General features: G+C 64.6%; 16 protein-coding genes. 5 read left to right on the top strand and 11 right to left on the bottom strand.

All coding sequences use genetic code 11. From position 1 onward, the window contains the following. Positions 1-67: 67 nt before the first annotated feature. The 9 genes from ZBI01S_RS05285 to hemE form a co-directional block, all read right to left on the bottom strand. On the bottom strand, positions 68-2,893 hold the full coding sequence (locus ZBI01S_RS05285; protein WP_066057404.1) for a cation-translocating P-type ATPase: 2,826 nt from the start codon (positions 2,891-2,893) through the stop codon (positions 68-70). A 206-nt stretch (positions 2,894-3,099) separates the two neighbouring features. After that, complete coding sequence (gene hemL / locus ZBI01S_RS05280; RefSeq protein ID WP_066057401.1) at positions 3,100-4,452, bottom strand: glutamate-1-semialdehyde 2,1-aminomutase; 1,353 nt, start codon at positions 4,450-4,452, stop codon at positions 3,100-3,102. 217 nt (positions 4,453-4,669) lie between these two features. Next, positions 4,670-5,644 carry a porphobilinogen synthase gene (gene hemB / locus ZBI01S_RS05275; protein ID WP_066057400.1) on the bottom strand — a complete coding sequence of 325 codons (975 nt, stop codon included), beginning with the start codon at positions 5,642-5,644 and terminating at the stop codon, positions 4,670-4,672. Between the two features lie 125 nt (positions 5,645-5,769). Then, positions 5,770-6,552 carry a uroporphyrinogen-III synthase gene (locus ZBI01S_RS05270; RefSeq protein ID WP_066057397.1) on the bottom strand — a complete coding sequence of 261 codons (783 nt, stop codon included), beginning with the start codon at positions 6,550-6,552 and terminating at the stop codon, positions 5,770-5,772. A 9-nt stretch (positions 6,553-6,561) separates the two neighbouring features. Beyond that, positions 6,562-7,533: a hydroxymethylbilane synthase gene (hemC, locus tag ZBI01S_RS05265; RefSeq protein ID WP_066057394.1), complete on the bottom strand. Its 972-nt coding sequence runs from the start codon at positions 7,531-7,533 to the stop codon at positions 6,562-6,564. Next, positions 7,530-8,780, bottom strand: a complete 1,251-nt coding sequence (locus ZBI01S_RS05260; protein WP_066057392.1) for a ferrochelatase — start codon at positions 8,778-8,780, stop codon at positions 7,530-7,532. The genes hemC and ZBI01S_RS05260 overlap by 4 nt, the downstream gene beginning before the upstream one ends. Continuing rightward, entirely contained in the window at positions 8,780-9,505 is a 726-nt protein-coding gene (gene hemQ, locus ZBI01S_RS05255) for a hydrogen peroxide-dependent heme synthase (protein ID WP_066057389.1), read from the bottom strand. The genes ZBI01S_RS05260 and hemQ overlap by 1 nt, the downstream gene beginning before the upstream one ends. A gap of 481 nt (positions 9,506-9,986) precedes the next feature. Continuing rightward, the gene (locus ZBI01S_RS05250) at positions 9,987-11,408 is read right to left on the bottom strand and encodes a protoporphyrinogen/coproporphyrinogen oxidase (RefSeq protein WP_066057387.1); all 1,422 of its coding nucleotides are present in this window, start codon (positions 11,406-11,408) and stop codon (positions 9,987-9,989) included. After that, complete coding sequence (gene hemE, locus ZBI01S_RS05245) at positions 11,408-12,535, bottom strand: uroporphyrinogen decarboxylase (RefSeq protein ID WP_066057385.1); 1,128 nt, start codon at positions 12,533-12,535, stop codon at positions 11,408-11,410. The genes ZBI01S_RS05250 and hemE overlap by 1 nt, the downstream gene beginning before the upstream one ends. A gap of 364 nt (positions 12,536-12,899) precedes the next feature. On the opposite strand from hemE, the gene ZBI01S_RS05240 reads away from it, so the two are divergent. From ZBI01S_RS05240 to ZBI01S_RS05230, 3 genes are all read left to right on the top strand, one after another. Further along, the gene (locus tag ZBI01S_RS05240; protein WP_066057382.1) at positions 12,900-14,180 is read left to right on the top strand and encodes a glutamyl-tRNA reductase; all 1,281 of its coding nucleotides are present in this window, start codon (positions 12,900-12,902) and stop codon (positions 14,178-14,180) included. Between the two features lie 296 nt (positions 14,181-14,476). Next, positions 14,477-16,018, top strand: a complete 1,542-nt coding sequence (locus tag ZBI01S_RS05235; RefSeq protein ID WP_110477047.1) for a benzoate/H(+) symporter BenE family transporter — start codon at positions 14,477-14,479, stop codon at positions 16,016-16,018. Between the two features lie 418 nt (positions 16,019-16,436). Then, positions 16,437-17,849: a hypothetical protein gene (locus tag ZBI01S_RS05230; protein ID WP_222822369.1), complete on the top strand. Its 1,413-nt coding sequence runs from the start codon at positions 16,437-16,439 to the stop codon at positions 17,847-17,849. A gap of 99 nt (positions 17,850-17,948) precedes the next feature. Here the strand turns inward: ZBI01S_RS05230 and ZBI01S_RS05225 are convergent, their stop codons facing one another. Both ZBI01S_RS05225 and ZBI01S_RS05220 read right to left on the bottom strand, forming a co-directional pair. Further along, on the bottom strand, positions 17,949-18,251 hold the full coding sequence (locus ZBI01S_RS05225; protein WP_159421408.1) for an AzlD domain-containing protein: 303 nt from the start codon (positions 18,249-18,251) through the stop codon (positions 17,949-17,951). Between the two features lie 14 nt (positions 18,252-18,265). Beyond that, positions 18,266-19,003 (bottom strand): AzlC family ABC transporter permease, encoded by a 738-nt coding sequence (locus ZBI01S_RS05220; RefSeq protein WP_066057379.1) that lies wholly within the window; start codon positions 19,001-19,003, stop codon positions 18,266-18,268. 246 nt (positions 19,004-19,249) lie between these two features. On the opposite strand from ZBI01S_RS05220, the gene ZBI01S_RS05215 reads away from it, so the two are divergent. Together ZBI01S_RS05215 and ZBI01S_RS05210 are read left to right on the top strand one after the other, a co-directional pair. Beyond that, a complete protein-coding gene (locus ZBI01S_RS05215; RefSeq protein WP_222822368.1) occupies positions 19,250-19,978 on the top strand; it encodes a response regulator transcription factor in 729 nt (242 codons plus the stop codon). Then, entirely contained in the window at positions 19,975-21,216 is a 1,242-nt protein-coding gene (locus tag ZBI01S_RS05210) for a HAMP domain-containing sensor histidine kinase (protein ID WP_066057376.1), read from the top strand. The genes ZBI01S_RS05215 and ZBI01S_RS05210 overlap by 4 nt, the downstream gene beginning before the upstream one ends. Positions 21,217-21,241: the final 25 nt, after the last annotated feature.

Here is a 21,241-nt window from a genome sequence, read left to right as displayed (position 1 = left end):
TTCTACGATTACCTAACTTTATTAGCTTTCAATAAAACACTGTAAAACACGAAAAGTGCTACCACTGCTACCTGTGGATAACTCTGCGACGAATGACCTTGACGACTTCTTCGAAGGCGAGCACGAAAGCGCCCGCAGCCACCGCAATCAACCAGTGCACCGCATCCAGCCCGACCGTGCCGAAGGCCGATTGCAGCAGCGGCACCTCAACCACCGCGATCTGCGCCACGATCGCCACCGCAAACGAAATCCACAGCCAGCGGTTCGAGAACAGGTGCGTGAAGGCGCTCGACATATCCGAGCGACTGTTCAGCGCGTTGAAGAGCTGCATCATCACGAGCGAAGTGAACACCGTCGTGCGCGCCACCGCGAGCTGCTCGGACTCGGGCACGCCTTCGGTCATGCCCGCAAGGAAGCCGCCGGGCAGCATCAGGTCATAGATCACCAGGTTCACAACGCCCATCACCAGGCCGATGCTGATCATTCGTGACCACATGTGACCGTCAATCACGCGTGCATCCGGACGACGTGGCGCCCGCGCCATCACATCGTCAACTTCGGGATCAACACCCATCGCGAGCGCCGGACCCGAGTCGGTCACCAGATTCACCCAAAGAATCTGTGTCGCGAGCAGCGGGACCACGGTCGCCGCCGGGTTCGCAGGGTCGGCCAGGCCAATCAGGCCACCGAACACGACGCCCAAGAAGATCGTCGCGACCTCGCCCATATTCGAGCTCAATAGGTAGCGCATGAACTTCTTGATGTTGTCGAAGATCACGCGGCCCTGGCGCACTGCCGCAACGATCGTGGCGTAGTTGTCATCGCCCAAAATCATGTGCGAGGCCTGCTTGGTCACCTCGGTACCGGTGATGCCCATCGCGATGCCAATGTCGGCCGATTTCAGCGCCGGGGCATCGTTCACACCGTCGCCGGTCATCGATACGATCGCGCCACCCTCACGCAGTGCCGCGATGATGCGGAGCTTGTGTTCGGGAGAAACGCGAGCATAGACCGAAACGTCGCGGGCCGCTTCGACGAGCGCGGCCGCATCCATCGCATCTAACTGCGCGCCGGTGAGCGTGCGTGCCTGCTCCCCCGCACCAACGATGCCGAGATCTTGCGCGATACGTGCCGCGGTGATCGGGTGGTCGCCGGTGATCATCACGACCTTGATGCCGGCACCGTGCGCTTCGGCAATGGCCTGCACCGACTCATCGCGCGCCGGGTCGATGATGCTCGCGACACCGACAAACACCAGGTCGCGTTCGCAGGAGTCGTCGAACGCGTCGCACTCGCACTCGTCGGCGTCGCGCAACGCCACACCGAGGGTGCGGTATCCCTGCTCGGCGAGGTCACGAATCTGCGCCTGCCAATAGTCACGTCGCTCTGCCGTGAGTGGCACTTCACTGCCGTCGACGTATTCGGATGCGCAGCGGTCGAGCAGGACGTCGGGGGCACCCTTGGCCAGGATGCTCGCGGTTCCGTCCTCACGTCGGCCGATGACCGACATCATCTTGCGTTCTGACGAGAACGGCACTTCGCCCAAGCGTTCCAGCGCCGGAATCGGGCCCGCCGCCTCGAGTTTGCGCTCAGCGACGAGGAACGCGGCTTCGGTCGGGTCGCCCTGAATCTGCCAGCTGCCATCCACCTTGGCGAGCTGCGCGTTGTTTGCGCGCGCCCCGCCGTTGAGCACGAGTGCGGCTTCGGCGAGCACCGCCAGTGACGGCGCCAGTAGCTTGCCCTTGGGCGTGTAGCCCACGCCCTCGAGCGTGACGCGACCGGATGCGGTCACCACTTCGCGCACCGTCATCTCGTTTTTCGTGAGTGTGCCGGTCTTGTCAGAGGCAATCACCGACACCGAACCGAGCGTCTCGGCCGAGTGCAGGTCTTTCATGACGGCGTTGCGCTGCGCGAGCACCCGCACCCCGATCGCCAACACCAGTGACAAGATCGCAGGCAAGCCCTCGGGTACGGCCGCGACCGCGAGCGATACGCCCAGCAACAGCACCTGAATCGCCTCGGCCACCGAGTGCACGCCGTTGACCAGCACCAGCGCCAGCATCACCACGACGGCGATCGCAATCACCAGGATGCCCAGGGTGCGCGAAACGCGCGCAATCTCGCGTTCCAGCGGCGACGGCTCCGACTCGGTCGCATCCAGTAGTGTCGCCACTCGACCCATCTCGGTGTCCATGCCGGTGCGGGTAACGATCGCGCGACCCACGCCGCGCGCAACCGCCGTGCCTTTAAACACCAGGTTGACGCGGTCGCCGATCTGCTGTGGGGCATCAAGGGTGTCGACCGACTTGGTGACGCCGGTTGATTCGCCCGTGAGCGAGGCTTCTTGCACCTGCAGCGAAGTTGCCGAAACGAGGCGCGCGTCGGCACCGACCGCATCCCCCTCACCGAGCACCAGCACATCGCCCACAACGATTTCGGATGCGGGCACGCTCACCATGAGTCCGTCGCGCAGCACCGTGGCGCGCGTCGCGGTCATCGCCGAAAGCGCGGCAACGGCATCGGCAGCCTTGTTCTCTTGCACGAACCCGAGCACGGCGTTCGCGAGCACGATCACCGCGACCACGATGCCGTCGATCGGCAGGCCCTCGGCCCCTTCGGCGGCCCACGCAACCACCGAGATCCCGATGGCCACGAGCAGCAGGTACACGAGCGGATCGGCGAACTGCCGCAGGAATCGCACGAACGCCGACTCGCGCTCGGTGGTGCGCAGTTCGTTCGGGCCGTATTCGTTGAGGCGACGCTCCGCCTCGGCAGCGCTGAGGCCCTGTTCGGCGTCGACGCCGAAGTGCTCGGCGATCTCTTGTGGGGTGCGGGTTTCGAGGGCGTCGAGTGGGGTCAACTTCGGGTCCTTTGCGCGCGAAAACGGGGCCATACCCTGCTGTTTGCATCCTGGTGGGGATGCATGACGGTTCACGGTGTTGCCCGTCTACCCGAGGGTATAGCCCCGACAATTCGCGTTATTGAGCGTCGCTCAGTTTGCGGTGTTGGTGCGGATGCGCGCGGGACGAGTGCGTGTCGCGCGCGGCGTGCTTGTAGTTGCCGCTTGCTGAGTCTGCCGCTGACTAGCCTGCTGCTGGCCTAGGCGGTTGCCGCCGCAGCAGCTTCGGCGGCCTTCGGCAGGGCCTTCGCGATCTGCTCAAGCGCCGCGTCGTCATGGGCCGCCGAAAGGAACCAAGCCTCGAACACGCTCGGTGGCATGTTCACGCCGCCGTCGAGCATGGCGTGGAAGAACGCCGGGTAGCGGAACGATTCCTGACGCTTAACCTCAGCCTCGTTGATCGGCGAAGCGTTGCCGAACTCATCCTTGCCCGACCATCCGAGCGCAGCGCCGTCACCGAACGCGAACGAGAACAGGTTGCGCACCCGCTGCACGGCGAACGGCTGGCCCACACGCTGGAATTCGGTGGCCACAAGCTCGACCACACGGTCGGCCGCAGCATCGACGGCTGCGTATGCCGCCGCATCCGCCAAGCGCAGCGTGGTCACACCCGCGGCAACCGCAACCGGGTTACCCGAGAGCGTACCGGCCTGGTAGACGCCACCGTTTGGCGAGAGGTGTTCCATGATTTCGCGGCGCGCACCGAGCGCGGCAACCGGTAGACCGCCGCCGATGACCTTGCCGAACGTGAAGATGTCGGGTTCCCAGCCGCCGCGGGTCGAGTCCTGCTGCTCGCGACCCCACCAACCGGCAGGTCCCGTGCGGAAACCGGTGAGTACTTCGTCGCAGATCATCAGTGCGCCGTTGCTGTGGCAGATCTCGGCGAGCTCGCGGTTGAACCCGGCAGCCGGTGGCACGACACCCATGTTGGCGGGCGATGCTTCGGTAATAACCGCCGCGATCTGGCCCTCGTGCTCGGCGAACGCGGCGCGAACGGCCTCGAGGTCGTTGTAGGGCACCACGATGGTCTGTGAGGTGATGGCTTCGGGCACACCCGCCGAACCGGGCAGTGCCAGCGTTGCCAGACCCGAACCGGCTGCGGCGAGCAGACCGTCGGAGTGACCGTGGTAGCAACCGGCGAACTTGATGATGAGATTGCGGCCGGTAACGCCGCGCGCCAGACGAATCGCAGTCATGGTCGCTTCGGTACCGGTCGACACCAGGCGCACCTCGTCAAGTGCCGGCACGCGCTTGGCGATCTCTTCGGCGAGCTCAACTTCGCCAACCGTGGAGCCTCCAGGACACATCATGCGCGCCGAGGTCTCGCGAACTGCTTCAACAACCTCGGGGTGCGAGTGGCCCAGCAGCAGCGGCCCCCAACCGCAGACGAGGTCGACGCGCCGGTTGCCGTCGATGTCGGTGATCCAGGCGCCTTCAGCCGAGTGGGTGAACGGCGGGGTGCCGCCAACCGAGCCGAATGCGCGAACCGGGGAGTTCACCCCTCCGGGAGTCACCTTGCGGGCACGGTCAAACCAATCAGCGGATGCGCTCATGAATTCTCCTTGGAAGATGTTCAGACCCCAACAGTCTAGGCAGTGTCGATCTGCGGGGCGGTCAAGGCCTGCGGGCGTCGCCTAGGCGGCGGGCCAACGCGGCGGATTCCAAACTCTTTGCCGATGAATAACGGATTAAGTTGCACAAAATCGCGTTCATGTTGCTGTGACAGCAATATGAACGCGTTTTTGTGCAAGTTAGTGTGCCGCCTGACGGTTAGCGCAGCGTACGCGCGTACTCGAGCGCGAAATACGTGAGCACCGCATCCGCACCGGCACGCTTGATCGACACGATCGACTCGTCGATCGCGCGCTCACGGTCAATCCAACCGTTCTGCGCAGCAGCCTCGATCATCGCGAATTCGCCCGAGACTTGGTACGCCCAAACCGGCACGATCGACTCGGCTGCGGCATCGGCGAGCACATCGAGGTAGCTCATCGCCGGCTTGACCATCACGATGTCGGCACCCTCTTCGATGTCCAGCAATACCTCGTGCAGACCCTCGCGACGGTTGCCCGGATCCATCTGGTAGCTGCGGCGGTCGCCCGAAAGCTGCGAGTCAACGGCTTCGCGGAAGGGACCGTAGAAGGCAGATGCGTACTTGGCCGAGTACGCGAGCAAGATCGCATCCTGGTGACCGGCTGCATCCAGCGCCTCGCGCGCCACCGTGATCTGGCCGTCCATCATGCCCGACATGCCAATGATCTGCGCGCCGGCCTGCGCCTGCACGACCGCCATTTCCGCGTAGCGGGCGAGGGTGGCGTCGTTGTCGACGCGGCCGTCGGCGTCGAGTACACCGCAGTGCCCGTGGTCGGTGAACTCGTCGAGGCAGAGGTCGGCCTGAACCGTGAGGGCGTCGCCGACCTCTTCGGCAACCGCGGTAATCGCGCGGTTGAGAATGCCCTCGGGGTCGGTGGCGCCGCTACCGCAGGCGTCGCGCTCGGCAGGAATACCGAAGAGCATGATGCCGCCAAGACCCGCTTCGGCCGAGTCGTTGGCGAGCTTGCGCAGCGAGTCCATGGTGTGCTGCTGCACCCCCGGAAGCGAGGTGATGTCGACCGGTGCGTCGATGCCTTCGCGCACGAATACGGGCAGAATCAGTGCATTTGGGTGAACGCGAGTCTCGCAAACCTGGCGACGAATGGCGGGCGTGGCGCGCAAACGGCGCGGACGAATTGTGGGTTCGAGCATGTGGCCAGTCTATTCCCTGGCCCGTTACAGGCGGCGGCCGATCGGCGATGTTGCGAAACCACCGGCTTTCGTGACTCGGTTACTCGGTCTAAAGAACGTATGCGTCGCGAAACGCACCAGACGAGTCACGAACGCAGATCATCCGCCTGCAACGCCGCGCCCACCGCGTCGACAACCGCTTGCGGGTGCTTCGACGCGGCCTCAGCATCCACGCGGAGCCCAGCATCTTCGGCATCCGAGGTGGTGATCGGACCAAACGACACGACCTTTGTCAGGGCAGCGCCCTCGGCAGTGGCGAGTTCTGGAACCTGCGCCGCAAGCTCCCGCGCGATGGAACCCGAGGACACGACGACCGCATCCACCTCGCCCGCAAGTAGCCGCGAGCGCAGCGGGACCGGTAGCGTGCGTGCAACCGGGCGATACGCCACCACATCGGTGAACGCGGCGCCAAACTCAGCGAACCCGTCGGCGATCGTCGTGCGCGCAATCGCGGAATGCGGCCAGAGCACGCGCAATTCGTCGCGGTGGTCGGGCCACTGGGCGATCAGCGCTCGCGCCGTGTGTTCGGTCGGGATGAAGTGGGTTTCGATGCCGTATTCGGCCAGCGCCGCGGCGGTACCGTCACCGACCGCCGCCACCTTCGTGTGCTCGGGAATGCGCGCCGAACCGGCAGCGGCCACCAGCGCGTGGATTGCCCGCGGACTGGTAACCACCAGCCACTGGAACGCGCCCCGGCGCAGCTTCTCGGCAGCGTCGAATACCTCGTTCAGGTCGCCCGGCGCAACACCGATCAGTGGCGCGACCTCGACCGCGCAACCCGCCGCCGCAAGCAATTCGCGCGTGGGCCCCACCCAATCGCCATCGCTCAGCAGCGCCACCCGGCGCCCGGCCAATCCTGACTCGTTCATCGCGGTCGCTTAGGCGTACGGTTCGGCAATCAGCCGGCCCGCGCCCTGCTGCAGCAAATCCTCGACCACGAGTCGCGCCACCGCGAGCACATCGTCGGATGCCATGGGTCGCGCGGTCAGCGCACCGGTCGCAGGTGCCGGCAACGTGACCGGCCCGGTCGCCCGAGCCTCGCAGCGCGTCGACTGGCCCGCATCCAAGCCGTACACGACGCCGTGAATCGACAGCACGCCGTCGACAACTTCGGCGTGCACGCCAACCGGTGCCTGACAGCCCGCGTCAAGCCCGTTCAGCACGGCGCGTTCGGCCTCGACTGCGGTACGGGTCGCGGCGCAATCGACCGCGCCCAGCGCATCCAGTTCAAACCCTTCGCGCACCTCAACCGCGAGCGCACCCTGACCGGGAGCGGTCGGGAAGACATCCAGCGGCAGCATCTCGGTGATGACCCGTTCGCGGTCGAACCGCACGAGTCCCGCCGCGGCGAGCACGACCGCATCCAGCTCGCCCGAAGTGACGAAGCCGATGCGGGTGTCGATGTTGCCGCGAATGTCGACCGGAGTGACGTCGGGACGTGCCCGCCGCAGCTGCGCGATACGGCGCGGCGAACCGGTGCCCACACGCGCGCCCGCCGGTAGATCGGCAAGCCCGAGCCCGTCGCGAGCGACGAGCACATCGCGCGCATCGGCGCGTTCAGGATGCGCGGCCAGCACGAGCCCTGGGGCCGGTACCGTCGGCAGATCCTTCAGCGAGTGCACGGCGATATCGACCTCACCGGCCGCGAGCGCCTCGCGCAGTTCGGTCGCAAATACGCCCTGACCGCCGATTTCTTTCAGCGAGGCGCGGTTCACATCGCCGTGCGTCGAAACGCGCGCGATCTCGAACTCGCGACCGGCCGCATCCGCAATACGTTCGGCGATCTGCGTGGTCTGCGCCACCGCGAGCTTCGACCCGCGCGTGCCGATTCGAAGCGGCGCGGGCGTCATGGCTGCAGTCCCGCAACCGCAGGGCGGAACCCGAGGCGCACGTTCTCGCAGCAGCCGGCGCGGCAAACGTCGTACCAGGGGCCGATCTCGGTACGTGCGGGGCGCGCATCCTTCGGGGTGCCCTGGATGCGTTCTGCAATCAGGTCGGCAAGTCCGGCGACGTAGGTGGGATGCGATCCGGGAGTCGGCGTGCGACGGAACGCGAGGTTCGCGGCCGCGGCCGAATCCTTCGCCTCGTTGTCGAGGTCCCAGAGCACTTCCATGTGGTCGCTGACGAAACCGATCGGCACCACGATTACCGCGCGACGGCCCTGTTCGGGCAGCGTCTCGATGACGTCGTTGATGTCTGGCTCGAGCCATGGCTGCGATGGTGGGCCCGAACGTGACTGGAACACGAGCTGCCAGTTGAGCTGCGAGAGTCCGTCGCCGCGCTCCTGCAGCTGCGCGAGCACATCGCGCACGACCGCTTCGCTCACTGCGAGGTGCTGTGCCTTGTAGGCGCCGCCCTCGGGGAAGTTGCGAGTGTCGGGGCCGGAACGGTTGGCGTCGTCGACCGGTACCGAGTGCGTGGTGAACAGCACTTCGACGTCGGTGGCGAGGTTGAGGGATGCGTCGGCTTCCTTGAGCGAGTCGAGTGCGTCGCGCACGCCCTCAACAAAGGTATCGACGAAACCGGGGTGGTCGAAGAACTGACGCACCTTGTCGATTTCGAGTTCGCCGAACAGGCCCTGGTCTTCGAGCGCATCGGCGAAGTCTTCGCGGTACTGGCGGCACGACGAGTACGACGAGTACGCGCTCGTCGCGAGGGCGAGCAGCCGCTTGGCACCCGCATCCGCTGCCTCGCGCACCGCCTGGTTCATGTACGGCTCGGAGTTTCGGTTACCCCAGTACACCGGCAGGTTCAGCCCGCGGCGCTGCAGTTCGGCTTCGAGGGCCGCGCGCAGCTGGCGGTTCTGGGCGTTGATCGGGCTGACGCCGCCGTAGTGGCGGTAGTGCACGGCAACTTCTTCGAGACGTTCGTCGGGGATGCCGCGACCGCCAGTGACGTTGCGCAGGAACGGGATGACCTCATCCTGGCCTTCGGGGCCACCGAAGGATGCGAGCAGGATGCCGTCGTACTGCGTAGGTTCGGATACCCACGGGTCACCGGCGGCGCAGGCCGACGATGCGGCCGAAACGATGGCACCGGGGGCGAGCGGTGCGTCTTTGGCCGGTGCGGGTTTGCGTCCCAAGTTCTCGGCGGGCACTAGTTGCCGGCCTCGTTGGTAGCGGCTTCGTAGCGGAGCACGCTCGCGATCTCGGCGGCTTCGATGCGGCGGCCGGTGTAGAACGGTACCTCTTCGCGCACGTGCAGACGAGCCTCGGTGTAGCGAAGCGCGCGCATCATGTCGACGAGCTGAATGAGTTCCGGAGCCTCGAACGAGAGCATCCACTCGTAGTCGCTAATGCCGAACGACGCGACGGTGTTTGCGAGCACCTGCTTGAACTGGGCGCCGAGCATGCCGTGGTCGCGGAGCATGACGCTGCGCTCTTCTTCTGGCAGCAGGTACCACTCGTAGGAGCGCACGAATGGGTAGATGGTGATCCACTTCTCGGGGGCCTTGCCCATCATGAAGGCGGGCATGTGGCGGTCGTTGAACTCGGCGGCGACATGTACGCCAGCGACCTGCCAAACGAGTTCGAGTTCAGCGAACAGGCCGGTGCGGCGGATGTCGCGCACGGCAGCCTGCAACGCCTCGGGGTCTTCACCGTGTACCCAAACGAGCACGTCACCGTCGTAGCGGAAGCCCGAGACGTCGTAGAAACCGCGCAGGGTGACGCCACGATCGGCGAAGGTTGCGACGGTGGCCTCGAGGTCGGCGCGCGACTGGGCGATGTTGGTGGGCACGCCAGTCGTGGTCGGGCGACGGAACACCGAATACAGGGTGTATTGCGTGAGCGAACGAGATTCAGCGGTCTGCGAAGTGTCCATAGGCGGCAGTCTAGTCCGGCGCGCTGCGCGTAGCGGCGGGGCTCGCGCAGCCGAACGTGCGCCGCGCAGCCGAACGTGCGCCGCGCATCCCGAACAATTCCCGCATCCGGCGCAACTGCCCGCACACGTCCGACGCGCATCTCGCGCCCGGAACCCGCCTTGACCCCGCTTTTCTACGCAACTACTTCGCAAGGCAACTACCCGGCACCATCCGTCGGCGTCGTTTGACTCATCAAAATGCTGCGAATCGGGGGTTTTCACGCCAAAAACCACCGAAATGATGAGTCAAACGACACCTGACAGTCGAGCCAACGCACACGGCGCTGCGGATGCCGGATAACAGCTCGCACTCCGGCGGGCTGTGACTCATCAAAACGCAACAAATCGGGCATTTTCACGCCAAGAACCACCGAAACGATGAGCCGGAGCACGCGCGGTGGCTCCACCCGACGATGTTTGATGCGCCGGGCACCCAGTGCGTCTAGCGCAGCGCGGCTTCGGCGGCCGCGATCGCCGCAGGCACGACCGTCGCCAGGCCGGTGCCGTCAATCCACGTGCCGCAAACGTGCACGCGCGGGTGAGCTGCCGCACCCTGCCCGCCAACCGCACGCCGCACCTGCTCGAGCAGCGCGGCCCGCCCGAGTCGCGTCGGCGGCGCGGGCATGCGCCACACGCGACGACCAAGGTCGAGCAGGTGTGCATCCGAAAGCCGCACGCCAAGCAGCTCCGAGGCATCCGCGAGCGCCAGGCGCGCCACATCGGCGTCCGACATCGACGTGGTCTGCGGTTCGGCGGCGGTGCTCTGCCCCGGCTGCGGGCCGTACGAGAGCCGCACCACGTGGCGACCAGCGGCCGCGTCCTGCAGCCACTCCCACTTCGCGCTCGCATGGGTCAACGCTTTCGCGCGCACCTGGCGGTCGGTGCCTGTGCCGGACGCCACCAGCAGGCCAGTACCGCGCGGATACGCGTCAAGTTCTGGCGCATCCAGCAGCAGCGCCACCACTTCGGCAGCAACGGTGTCGGATGCGGCGAGTTGCGCGGCGTCGATAGCGTCGGTCGAGGCAGCGATGCCGGATGCGATCTGCAGCTCTCGCAACCACGGGAACGACGGCGACGGGGCCACGGTCACGATCACCGCATCCGCGCTGCCATCACCCGCAAGCGAGGTCGCGGCACGCCCTTCGCAGATCTCGACGCCGAGTTCGCGGCACTGCGCCGCCAACGCAGCGATGACGCGGTTCATGCCGCCGCGCACGGTGTTGACGAGCGCGCCGGGTGTTGCCTGCGCACGGCGGTGACGAATCACTGCGGCGACCGATCCGTGTTCGCGCACCTGCTCGGCGATACCAGGCAGCACCGCGTTGAGGTCGACATCTTCGGGATCGATCGAGTAGACACCGCGGCTCACCGGCGCGACGAGCCGCTCGAGCACTTCGTCACCGAAGCGCGCGCGCACAAACTCCGCGAGGGTCGTGGCGTCGGCACCGACGGTGGCGTCGAGCGTCGATTCAGCGGCGACGGATGCGGTTCCCGCGGCGGTAAGCACGTGGCGCACGTCGTCGGGGTCGCTCGGGATGCCGATGAGGCCTCCCTTGGGCATCGGGTAGGCGCGGCCGTCGGCGTAGCCCCAGGAACCGAGCGCGCGCGGTGCGACGACGTCGCCGCTCAGGCCGAGCTCGTCAATCAGCGTCGCGACCGCACCGCCGCGCACGGCGAAGGCTTCGGCGCCGATGTCGATCGTGACGGCACCGTCAGTATCGCCGCCCGCACGCAGCGTCGCGGGCTGAATCATCCCGCCAATCTGCCCCGCTTCGAACACGCGCACGCGCGCACCGAGTTGCGCTGCGCACCGAGCCGCGACCAGTCCCGCAGGCCCGGCACCGATCACGTCGACGCGACGCATTAGAACTCCCCGGTGTGAACCGCGGCGCCTGCCGTTGCGGGCAGGGTGTGGATGAACTCGACCAGGCGCGTTAGCACGGTCGGGTCGGCCTGCGGTGGCACGCCGTGGCCGAGGTTCACGATGTGCGCTGGGGCCGAGTAGCCGCGGCGCACGACGTCGCGAACGTGTGCGTGCAGGTGGTCGTCGCCGGCAAAGAGCGCGGCCGGGTCGATATTGCCCTGCACCGGCACGTTGCTGCCGAGGCGTGCGATGGCTTCGTCGAGCGGGATGCGGTCGTCAACGCCCTGCACGTCACCGCCGGTTTCGTGCATGGCAGTGAGCAGTTCGGCGGTACCCACACCAAAGTGAATCGACCGCATCCGCTCGCCATCGGGCGTGGTGAACTGTGCCGCGCGCTTCAGCGGAATTGCGCTGGATGGGGCGACGGCAGACGCGTAGGTTGCGCGCGAAAGCGATCCGGCCCACGAGTCGAACAGCTGCACGACCGAGGCACCGGCAAGGATTTGTGCTTCCAGGAACGCAGCTGAAAGCTCGCCGATTGCTGCAGCCAACTCGAGCCACGCATCCGGCTCGGCGCGCATGAGTGCGCGAGCACGCAGGTGATCCTTCGACGGACCGCCCTCGACCATGTAGGCCGCGAGCGTAAAGGGTGCGCCGGCGAAGCCGATCAGTGGGGTGTCGCCGAGCTCGGCCACGGTGAGCTTGACCGCTTCGGTGATGGGGGCAAAAATCTCGGGCGTGATCTCGCCGCGCACCTTGGCAGCAAACTCGCGCACCGCATCCGCATCGCGCATTGGTGCAGCAAATACGGGACCGCGGCCGGGAACGATGTCGACATCAACGCCGAGCAGTTTGAGCGGTACCACGATGTCGCTGAAGAACACGGCACCGTCGACGCCGTGGCGGCGTACCGGCTGCAGCGTGATTTCGCTGGCGAGTTCTGGGCGCAGGCAGCTGTCGAGCATGTCGATACCTTCGCGCAGTTCGCGGTATTCGGGCAGCGACCGACCGGCTTGGCGCATGAACCACACGGGCAGCGTGTCGGTGCGGTTTCCGCGGGATGCTTGCACCAGCGGTGAGTTAGCGGTGCGAGTACAGAGCGGATGGTCGGCTGGCAGAACAGTCATGGGCCAATCTTCCTACACTCGACCGCTTCCTGCATCCGGGCGCTGCCTGCCTGTCGCCGCGACGTATCGATGGTCGTTCCTTATGCCGCCTAGGCACGGCGTCGTCTGACTCATCAAAACCGGCCGCATCCACACCGATTCGCGCCAACACACTCAAAATGATGAGCGAAACGACGCCGAGCCACCCGCGTTCGTGTGCTGCGACTCATCAAACGCCAATAAATCGCCCAGCACGCTCAAGAAATCGCGCATTTTGATGCACCGCAGCACGCCAATCACCGCAGCACCGCAGCACCGCAGTTGCAGCACGCCATCCGCGAGCGACCCACAAAAGCGCTCGCAAGCGGGCTAGACTGGGGCGATCATGCTCGTGTGTCTGAGTGCCAACCACCGCAGCGCTGGTTTTTCGCTTCTGGAACGACTCTCGTCGACTCCGGTTCCCGCCCTGGAGGCGGTGCTTCGCGACGCTGACAGCGTGCTCGGTTCGGTGGTCCTCTCTACCTGCAACCGCATCGAGATCTACTTGCACGTCGACGACACCGACGCAGTCGATGCCCTCTTTGCGCCCCTCGCCGCCGTGGTCGGCATCGCCGAATCAGAGCTCCGCGACGGCGTACGCGTCGTCGGCAACGAAGAAGTCCCGGCCTACCTCTTTGCTGTCTCTTCTGGTTTGGAATCGGTGGTTGTGGGCGAAGCCGAGATCGGCGGCCAGGTGCGCCGCGCCTACCAGCAGGCGCTCGAAGCGAAGCTCACCACCAGCGTGCTCGACGACCTCTTCCGCTCGGCAGCAGAAACTTCAAAGGGCGTGCGCGCCAAGACCACGCTCACGAACTCGGGCCGCTCGCTAGTAAGCCTGGCCCTCGATCTCGCGGCATCGCAGGTCGCCGATTGGTCGACCGCACGCGTGCTGCTCATCGGCACCGGTGCGTACGCCGGCGCATCCCTCAAAGCCCTCGAAGCCCGCGGCGTCGGCAACGTCTCGGTCTACTCCCCCTCGCAGCGCGAGCACACGCTCGGCGAGCGTTACCGCATCACCCCGGTCACGCGCCCCGAGTTCAACGAAGTGCTCGCAACTGCCGATGTCGTCATCACCTGCACGTACAGTGACAACTACGTCATCGACTTCGATCTGCTGCGCAACACCCGCCTAACTGCAGGGTCGTCGGCCAAGAAGCTCATCATCGACCTGGGCTTGCCCCGCAACGTCGACCCGATGGTCGGCAAGCTCGACGGCGTCGATGTGCTCGACCTCGAGGCCCTGCGCCTGCACGCCCCGCTCGAAGAACTCGGTACCGCTGAGCTCGCGCGCTGCATCGTTGCTCGCGCCGCACTCGAGTTTGACCAGTCGCGTGCCGAACAGCGGGTTTCGGATGCGATCATTCGGTTCCGCAAGCACGTTTCGTCGCAGCTTGAGGCCGAAATCGCGCGCTATGCCAAGAGTGAAGAGACGGCGATTGCGATGCGCAAGCTCGGTGGTGCGCTGATGCACGGGCCGACGATGCGTGCCAAACAGCTTGCGCGCGAGGGCCGGGCCGAAGAAGCCGAGGCCGCACTCGACCTGCTCTTTGGCAGCGAATCGGTCTGCCCGGCACTGCCGGCGACCACAGCCGCGATCAAGACGCTGAACCACCGCGGCCAAAACTAGGCCAGCACCTGGCCCGCCGACTCCGCACCTCGACCCGGCTTCAAGCACCAGGCTCGGCAACCAGCTCGTCGCCGACACGTCGAGCTCACCAATCTTGCCGTCGTTGAATGACATCAACGCGCCACCGAAACACACTCAGTTATTCGCGCGTGTATATCGGCCTTCGGCATTCAAGGCTCCGAATCTGCCGTTAATTCCCAGCGATGCCTTTCGATTTCGGTCGTTACGCTCTTCCCGCGCAACCGTGCACTCATTCCCGCATCCCCGGATGCCTGCAATGAAAGATGACAACGACCATGACGCATTCGTACGCGAAACCGTGGAAGGCCGGCCCATTTGATATTCGGCTGCCTTTCCTTCACTACCGATTTGAATGGCAGGACTACACGCAGGGTCTGGTCATCTGTGCCGTCGATATGGCGGCAATTCCGCTGATCACACAAGCACTCGGGATGCCGTTTGAGGCTGCCTTGGCAATCGTCATCATGAACGGATTGCTGTATCTGCTGCACTCGACGTTTGGCGACCCGGTGATCCCCGGCTGGATTACCCCGGCCATCCCGCTGCTGTTGATGTACCTCGAGGAGTTCCCGCAGGAGCAAAAGGTTCATGCGCTGGTGGCGTTCCAGTTATTGCTGGGGCTCTTTTCACTGACGCTGGGTATAACCAAACTCGCGTCGAGAGTCGTCAAGCTCATTCCTAATGCCCTTCGCGCCGGAATCGTGATCGGCGCCGGTATTGCGGCCGTGCAGCGCGTATTTGCTGACGGTGGCGAATTCGACCAGTTCCCCGCATCCATCAGTATTTGCGTGGCCGTTGCGATCTTCTTTATGTATTCGAAGTGGTTCCAGAATGCGCAGCGCAATAACGCGGTGCTGTCGACAATCGGTAACTTCGGCATCTTGCCGGCAATGCTGCTTGCCGTGATCGTGGCGCCGCTGGTTGGCGAAGCCGCGTGGCCGACTATCGAATGGGGAATTACCCAGCCGGACTTCATGACGGTATTCACCGAATACACCGTGTTTGGCGTGGGATTCCCGCCGATTGAGATGTTCATTACCGCGATTCCGATCGTGCTCGCGGCCTACATCGTGGTGTTTGGTGACGTGATTCAAGCCGAGGCCGTGCTCGATGAAGCGAACGCGGTGCGTAAGGACGAGAACGTCAAGTACAACCCGAACCGCGCCCACCTGATCTTCGGTGGCCGCAACATGGTGATGGGTGTGGCCGGTCCCGACTGCGCCATGTGTGGTCCCCTGTGGGCGGCGATGCACGTGGCGACCTCGGAGCGCTACAAGAAGGGCCCGAAGGCGATGCAGTCAATCTTCTCGGGTGCCGCCGCCGTGCGCTTGGGTACGAATACGGGATTGTGGCTGCTGCCGATCGTGATGATGATGCAGCCGACGCTCGATGTCGGCTTGGCATTGACGCTGCTGATTCAGGGATTCGTGTCGGTGCGCGTTGGTGTCACCGAGGCACGGTCGAAGACCGACCTGGGCATTGCGGGTGTGGTTGCCGCCATCATCGCGATCGATGGTGCGACGACCGGTTTCGCGGCGGGTGTGCTGCTGACGCTGCTGATCTACACCAAGGACTTCTTCCGCGGTGAAGACGACGGCCTGTTCGCGCCCGACCCGAACAAGATCCCCGACCCCGCCAACGACCCCGAGGTCACCGCGCGTCCAGCAATCGACTGGAACAGCACGGCTGCTGAGTCGACTGCGGTTCAGGATGCACCCGGTCACGCCCCGCAGGCACCCGAAGGTTTGTCATCGTCGCCGTATACGCAGTCCCCACCGCAAGGCGGCGCTGTCGACGATCAACCCACCGACCGCTAATCCAACGTTCCTGCCTCCCAACGGGGAGCCGCGAACCAAACGGGGGTGGTGTGCCACAGGCACACCACCCCCGTTTACGTCCCACCGCAGCCGCACCGTAACGCACGCAGCCGCAACGTCCCGCATCGCACGCACCCGCACTCTGCGTGCTCCCACTCATCAATTCCGCCAAAATCACAGCGAAACCGGCCAAAAACACCCAAAATGATGAGTCGCAGCACACCGAGCCGCACCGACAGCCACCGGAAACGCGCCAAAACCACCCGCATCCCTATGTGAAAATCTCCATCACCCACCAGCAGGTTCGTGCTCATTTCCATTTCCCAGCTAACTTTCAGTGTCCTAGGGTGACCACTACGCACTGCCGCGTACCGCCCCGTCACCAGCGCCGGTGACGCTCACAACTGAAAGACGATTCATGACGCATTCCTACGCGAAACCGTGGAAAGCCGGACCGTTTGATATCCGACTTCCGTTCCTGCACTACCGCCTCGAATGGCAGGACTACACCCAGGGCCTCGTCATGTGTGCGGTCGACCTGGCGGCAATTCCGCTGATGACCGAGCTGCTGGGCATGCCGTTCGAGGCTGCCCTCGCGATCGTTATCCTCAACGGTCTGCTCTACCTGACTCACCACCTGCTCGGCGACCCGGTGATCCCCGGCTGGATCACCCCGGCCATCCCGCTGCTGCAGCTGTACCTCGAAGAGTTTCCGATGGAACAGCGCGTGCACGCACTCATTGCCTTCCAGCTCATTTTGGGAATCTTCTCGATCGCGCTCGGGGTGAGCGGGCTGGCGTCCAAGATCGTCAACATCATTCCGAATGCACTGCGCGCGGGCATCGTCGTCGGCGCCGGTCTCGCGGCCATCCAGAGCATTTTTGCTGCCGGTGGCAAGTTCGATTCGTTCCCGATCACGATCTCGGTCTGCGTCGGTATCGCGTTCTTCCTGCTCTACTCGAAGTGGTTCCAGCACGCGCAAATCGGTAACCGCCTGCTCGGCTTCATCGGTGGCCTCGGCATCCTGCCCGCCATGCTGCTCGCCGTACTCGTGGCACCGCTGGCTGGCGAAACGCCATGGCCAGAGATCGAGTGGGGCCTGTCGACGCCTGACTTCATCACCATGTGGTCGCAGTACACCGTTTTCGGTGTCGGTCTGCCTCCGATCGAAATGTTCGTGACCGCAATTCCCACCGTGCTCGCGGCGTACATCGTCGTGTTCGGCGACGTGCTCCAGTCGAAGGCCGTACTCGATGAGGCGAACGCTGTTCGCACCGACGAGAACGTGCAGTACAACCCGAACCGCGCGCACATGATCTTCGGTGGCCGCAACGCCCTGATGAGTTTCTTCGGTCCCGACACCGCAATGTGCGGCCCGCTCTGGGCGGCCATGCACGTCACCACTTCGGAGCGTTACAAGAAGGGCCCGAAGGCGATGCAGTCGATCTTCTCGGGTGCCGGTTCGTTCCGTTGGGGCACGAACACCGGTCTGTGGCTGCTGCCGATCGTGTCGATCATGGAGCCGATCCTCGGTGTCGCGCTGGCGCTGACGCTGCTCGTACAGGGCTTCGTGTCCATCCGCGTGGGTATCACTGAGGCTCGCTCGAAGACCGACCTCGGTATCGCCGGTGTTGTCGCGGCAGTGCTCGCAATTAAGGGCGCCACCTGGGGCTTCGTCGCCGGTATCTTGCTGGTCGCGCTGATCTACACCAAGGACTTCTTCCGCGGTGAGGACGACGGCGTGTTCGCGCCAGACCCGAACGCGATTCCTGACCCGGCCGCCGACCCAGAGGTCACCCCGCGTCCGCACATCGACTGGAACGACAAGTAGGTCAGTACCGACAGCAGACGTCCGAATTGTCACCAAACCACCCACAATCGGTCATGTTCGACCGAAATCGGCAAGATTGGTGACAGTTCGGACGTTTGTCTACAGCAACGCCAGCGACAGGCCGTACACCGCAACGCCGGTCACAATGCTCAGCAGCACACTCTTTCGCAACAGGTGGATGCCGATGGTCGCGGCCGTGGCGATCACCGTCGGCACCCAGGCGTAGTTCACGATCGGGGTGTCCTGCAGCATCGCCACAACCAGCGTCGCCATCACGCCAACGGGCAGCAGTAGCCCAAACTCTTCAACGAGCTCGTTGTCACGCAACCAGCGCGAGGCGACAAACGGCGCGGCCCGCAACGCGAACGTCACACCCCAGGCGGCCAGGATGGCTCCAGTCACGTACCAAGGCTCCATTACGCACCCCCGCCGGTTACGTTGCGGAAACGTCGGCGGGCGATCACCACGGTGGCGAGCGTGCAGTACCCGACGAGGCCAACCAGCATGGTCAGTTGCGGAACGACAAGTGCTGCGGCGGTGGCGATTGCCAAGCCTGCCGCCAGCATCCACCACTCACCGCTCACCCGAGCAGCCTCGAGCGCGAGCACCACAAACAGTGCGACGACCGCGAACGACATGAACGAAAGATCGAACGGCAAGAACAGCGCAATGATCGAGCCGATCGTGGTTCCAGACACCCAATAGAAGTGCCCGGATGCGCCGATGGCAAGCATGCGTCGCGGCGTCAGCACCGAGCGCGGCAGCGACGTGCACACCGCATACATTTCATCGGTGAGGCAGTGGATGCCGTAGGCACGCAGCCATGGATTCTTGATTCGCTCGATGGGCACACTCAGGCCGTACACCAGGTGGCGCGAATTGACGAGAAACGTGGTGGTGGCGATGGTGGCGATCGGCGCGGCCGCTGCAAGCATCCCGGCGACAAGGAACTCGACCGAGCCCGCGAAAATGAGTAGCGCGGTGATTGCCGCAAGCCACCAGGGCAGTCCCTGCGAGTGCGCATACATGCCGTAGCTCATGCCGAATGGCAGGTAGGCCCAGGCGATGGTCAGGCCGTCCTTGAGACCGGCTTTGATCTCTTCGCGGTGCACCTGTGCCAGATCGGCAGGTTGAGCAGTGTCTGAATGTGGCACGTCTCCCAATTGTGCCGGATGTATCGGGGGTTCGAGAACGTTTGTTACTTCTTGTAATGCACGGGCGGTGTTGGGGTCGCTCGCCGTCGACCCTAACCAACCACCCGCGCCTAACGAACCACCCGCGTAGAAATTTGACCCCACAGGGAGCCTCGGAAGCAATATATGCCTCCGACCTCACCACACGGGGCAATTTTCGCGCCAAGCAGCGCGAAACCCAGGACTGCGAAACTGGCATCGGGAGGAATGATGGCGCAAGATTTCGCAGTGCTCTGCATCGACGACGAGCTCGAACTCGGCGCCGCGATCGTCGAGTACCTCGCCGCATCCGGCATCGGCGCGACACACGTCACCACCATCGACGACGCTCGCCCACTCATCCAGCACGCTCGCCTCGTGCTGCTCGACATCAACCTCCCCGACGGCACCGGCTTTACCCTCTGCCGTGAAATTCGCGAGCAAGCCGATATCCCCATCATCTTCATTAGCGCCCGCGGCAGCGACGACGACCAGATTCTCGGGCTCACCATCGGCGCCGACGACTACCTCGTGAAGCCGTTCTCGCTCGGGCTGCTCACGGCGAAGGTCAAGCGGATGCTTGACCGTGAGCAGCCACCGACAGCCGCGTTCGACGACGGTTGGTTACGGGTCGATCCCGCATCTGGCCGCACCTGGATCAACGGCACCGAAGCGCAGTTACAAACCTTGGAGGACCGGCTGCTGCAGCTATTCGTTCGCGAGCGCGGCCGGCTCATCACCAAACAGGATCTCGCCGAAGAGGTTTGGGGCGACCCGTTCACGTCCGACGGCTCGGTCAATGTGCTCATCCGCCGCCTGCGCATGCGCATCGAACGCGACCCGAACGCTCCCCGGTATATCCGCACAGTTTGGGGACGCGGCTACCTCTTTGAATCCCCGGATGCATCGGCTCCCGGCCCCTTGAACGCTCCCGCACCACACGCGTCGCGATCATGAAGCTCACACTCCGCGCCCTCGCGCTTGCGGGACTCGCGTGCATCGGCATCCTGCTCGTTTGGCAGTTCGGTACCCGACCGGCGACCCGCGTCGATATTTCGCAGCTGAACGCTATCGCCAAGCAGGTGGAGCAGCAGTGGCCGACTCCAACGCTCACAACTCCCGGCGCGGTGTTCGAAGGCGAAACACCTATCACCAGCCGGGAGGTCTCGTGGCCGTCGCCGCTGGCTGCTGCCAGCGACGATGCCCAGCTGCTGCCAATTGTCGTCGACGGTGACACGGTTGGTGTGTTGGCAATCTCGGCGGATGCTGGGCGCGAACCAGTACTGAACGCACACCTGCACTCGGCGTTGCGGGTCGCGACCGCGACCATCGGCATCCTCACCCTGCTCGCCATCGCTTGGGTCGCAGTCGAGTACGCGCGTGTGATTCGCCCTTTCCGCAGGCTGGAGCAGTTTGCGAGCGATGTCGCGGCGGGCAATCTGGATGCACCGCTACTGGCCGGCACAAACACAAGGTTTGGTGCGTGGCAGTCGAGCCTCGATATCTTGCGCAGCGAGCTCCTTGAAGCCCGGGCGAATGAGGATACGGCGAAGCTCGCGCACAAGCAGTTGATTGAGCAGATCAGCCACGATATTCGCACCCCGATTGCGTCGATCGCCGCGAACGCAGAGCTGCTGGAGCTCGAGAACCTCTCCAGCTCGCAGCGCGAACGCGTCCACACAATCGCCGCGAAAGCACAACAGCTTGCCGCGTTCACGCACGATCTCGATCCAAACCTCGTGAAACTGCGCGTTGACCCCGTCGCGATCGGTAGCCCGCAGCTGCCCCCGATGTTCCGTTCGACGGATGTCGAGGTCCGCGTCGACCCCATCCCGCCGTGCATCGTCCTCGGCGACCCGATGCGCCTGCAACAGGTGATTGACAACATCATCGAGAACTCGGTCAAGTACGCGGGCACCCCGATCACTGTCACCTCCGAGCTCGAAGACGACCAGCTGTGCATCCACATTGCCGATACCGGCCTGGGCGTTCCCGCAGCCGAACGCGGCACGCTGCTCGGTCGTGGGGTTCGAGGTTCGAACAGTACCGGCGTCGTCGGCCAGGGCCTCGGCCTGTACACAAGCGCCCACCTCATGGAGCGCATGGGTGGGGCGATGTGGCTCACCGCACCAGATTCGCAGGATGCACCATCCGGGTTCACCGTGACGCTCGCGCTCACCCTTGCCGATTCGTGAGCGGTTTCATGGCCGGGACTCCGCG

Origin of the sequence: [Zimmermannella] bifida NBRC 103089, from assembly GCF_001570925.1 — a bacterium.
Classification (GTDB): domain Bacteria; phylum Actinomycetota; class Actinomycetes; order Actinomycetales; family Microbacteriaceae; genus Gulosibacter; species Gulosibacter bifidus.
Note: the sequence above shows the minus strand (reverse complement) of the source record. Positions and strands in the feature narration are given on the sequence as shown.

What these genes read in the sequence shown, in the direction of transcription:
- ZBI01S_RS05285 (WP_066057404.1), bottom strand. Translation starts at nt 2,893, where the DNA reads ATGGCCCCGTTTTCGCGCGCAAAGGACCCGAAGTTGACCCCACTCGAC.
- hemL (WP_066057401.1), bottom strand. Translation starts at nt 4,452, where the DNA reads ATGAGCGCATCCGCTGATTGGTTTGACCGTGCCCGCAAGGTGACTCCC.
- hemB (WP_066057400.1), bottom strand. Translation starts at nt 5,644, where the DNA reads ATGCTCGAACCCACAATTCGTCCGCGCCGTTTGCGCGCCACGCCCGCC.
- ZBI01S_RS05270 (WP_066057397.1), bottom strand. Translation starts at nt 6,552, where the DNA reads ATGAACGAGTCAGGATTGGCCGGGCGCCGGGTGGCGCTGCTGAGCGAT.
- hemC (WP_066057394.1), bottom strand. Translation starts at nt 7,533, where the DNA reads ATGACGCCCGCGCCGCTTCGAATCGGCACGCGCGGGTCGAAGCTCGCG.
- hemQ (WP_066057389.1), bottom strand. Translation starts at nt 9,505, where the DNA reads ATGGACACTTCGCAGACCGCTGAATCTCGTTCGCTCACGCAATACACC.
- ZBI01S_RS05250 (WP_066057387.1), bottom strand. Translation starts at nt 11,408, where the DNA reads ATGCGTCGCGTCGACGTGATCGGTGCCGGGCCTGCGGGACTGGTCGCG.
- hemE (WP_066057385.1), bottom strand. Translation starts at nt 12,535, where the DNA reads ATGACTGTTCTGCCAGCCGACCATCCGCTCTGTACTCGCACCGCTAAC.
- ZBI01S_RS05240 (WP_066057382.1), top strand. Translation starts at nt 12,900, where the DNA reads ATGCTCGTGTGTCTGAGTGCCAACCACCGCAGCGCTGGTTTTTCGCTT.
- ZBI01S_RS05235 (WP_110477047.1), top strand. Translation starts at nt 14,477, where the DNA reads ATGACGCATTCGTACGCGAAACCGTGGAAGGCCGGCCCATTTGATATT.
- ZBI01S_RS05230 (WP_222822369.1), top strand. Translation starts at nt 16,437, where the DNA reads ATGACGCATTCCTACGCGAAACCGTGGAAAGCCGGACCGTTTGATATC.
- ZBI01S_RS05215 (WP_222822368.1), top strand. Translation starts at nt 19,250, where the DNA reads ATGATGGCGCAAGATTTCGCAGTGCTCTGCATCGACGACGAGCTCGAA.
- ZBI01S_RS05210 (WP_066057376.1), top strand. Translation starts at nt 19,975, where the DNA reads ATGAAGCTCACACTCCGCGCCCTCGCGCTTGCGGGACTCGCGTGCATC.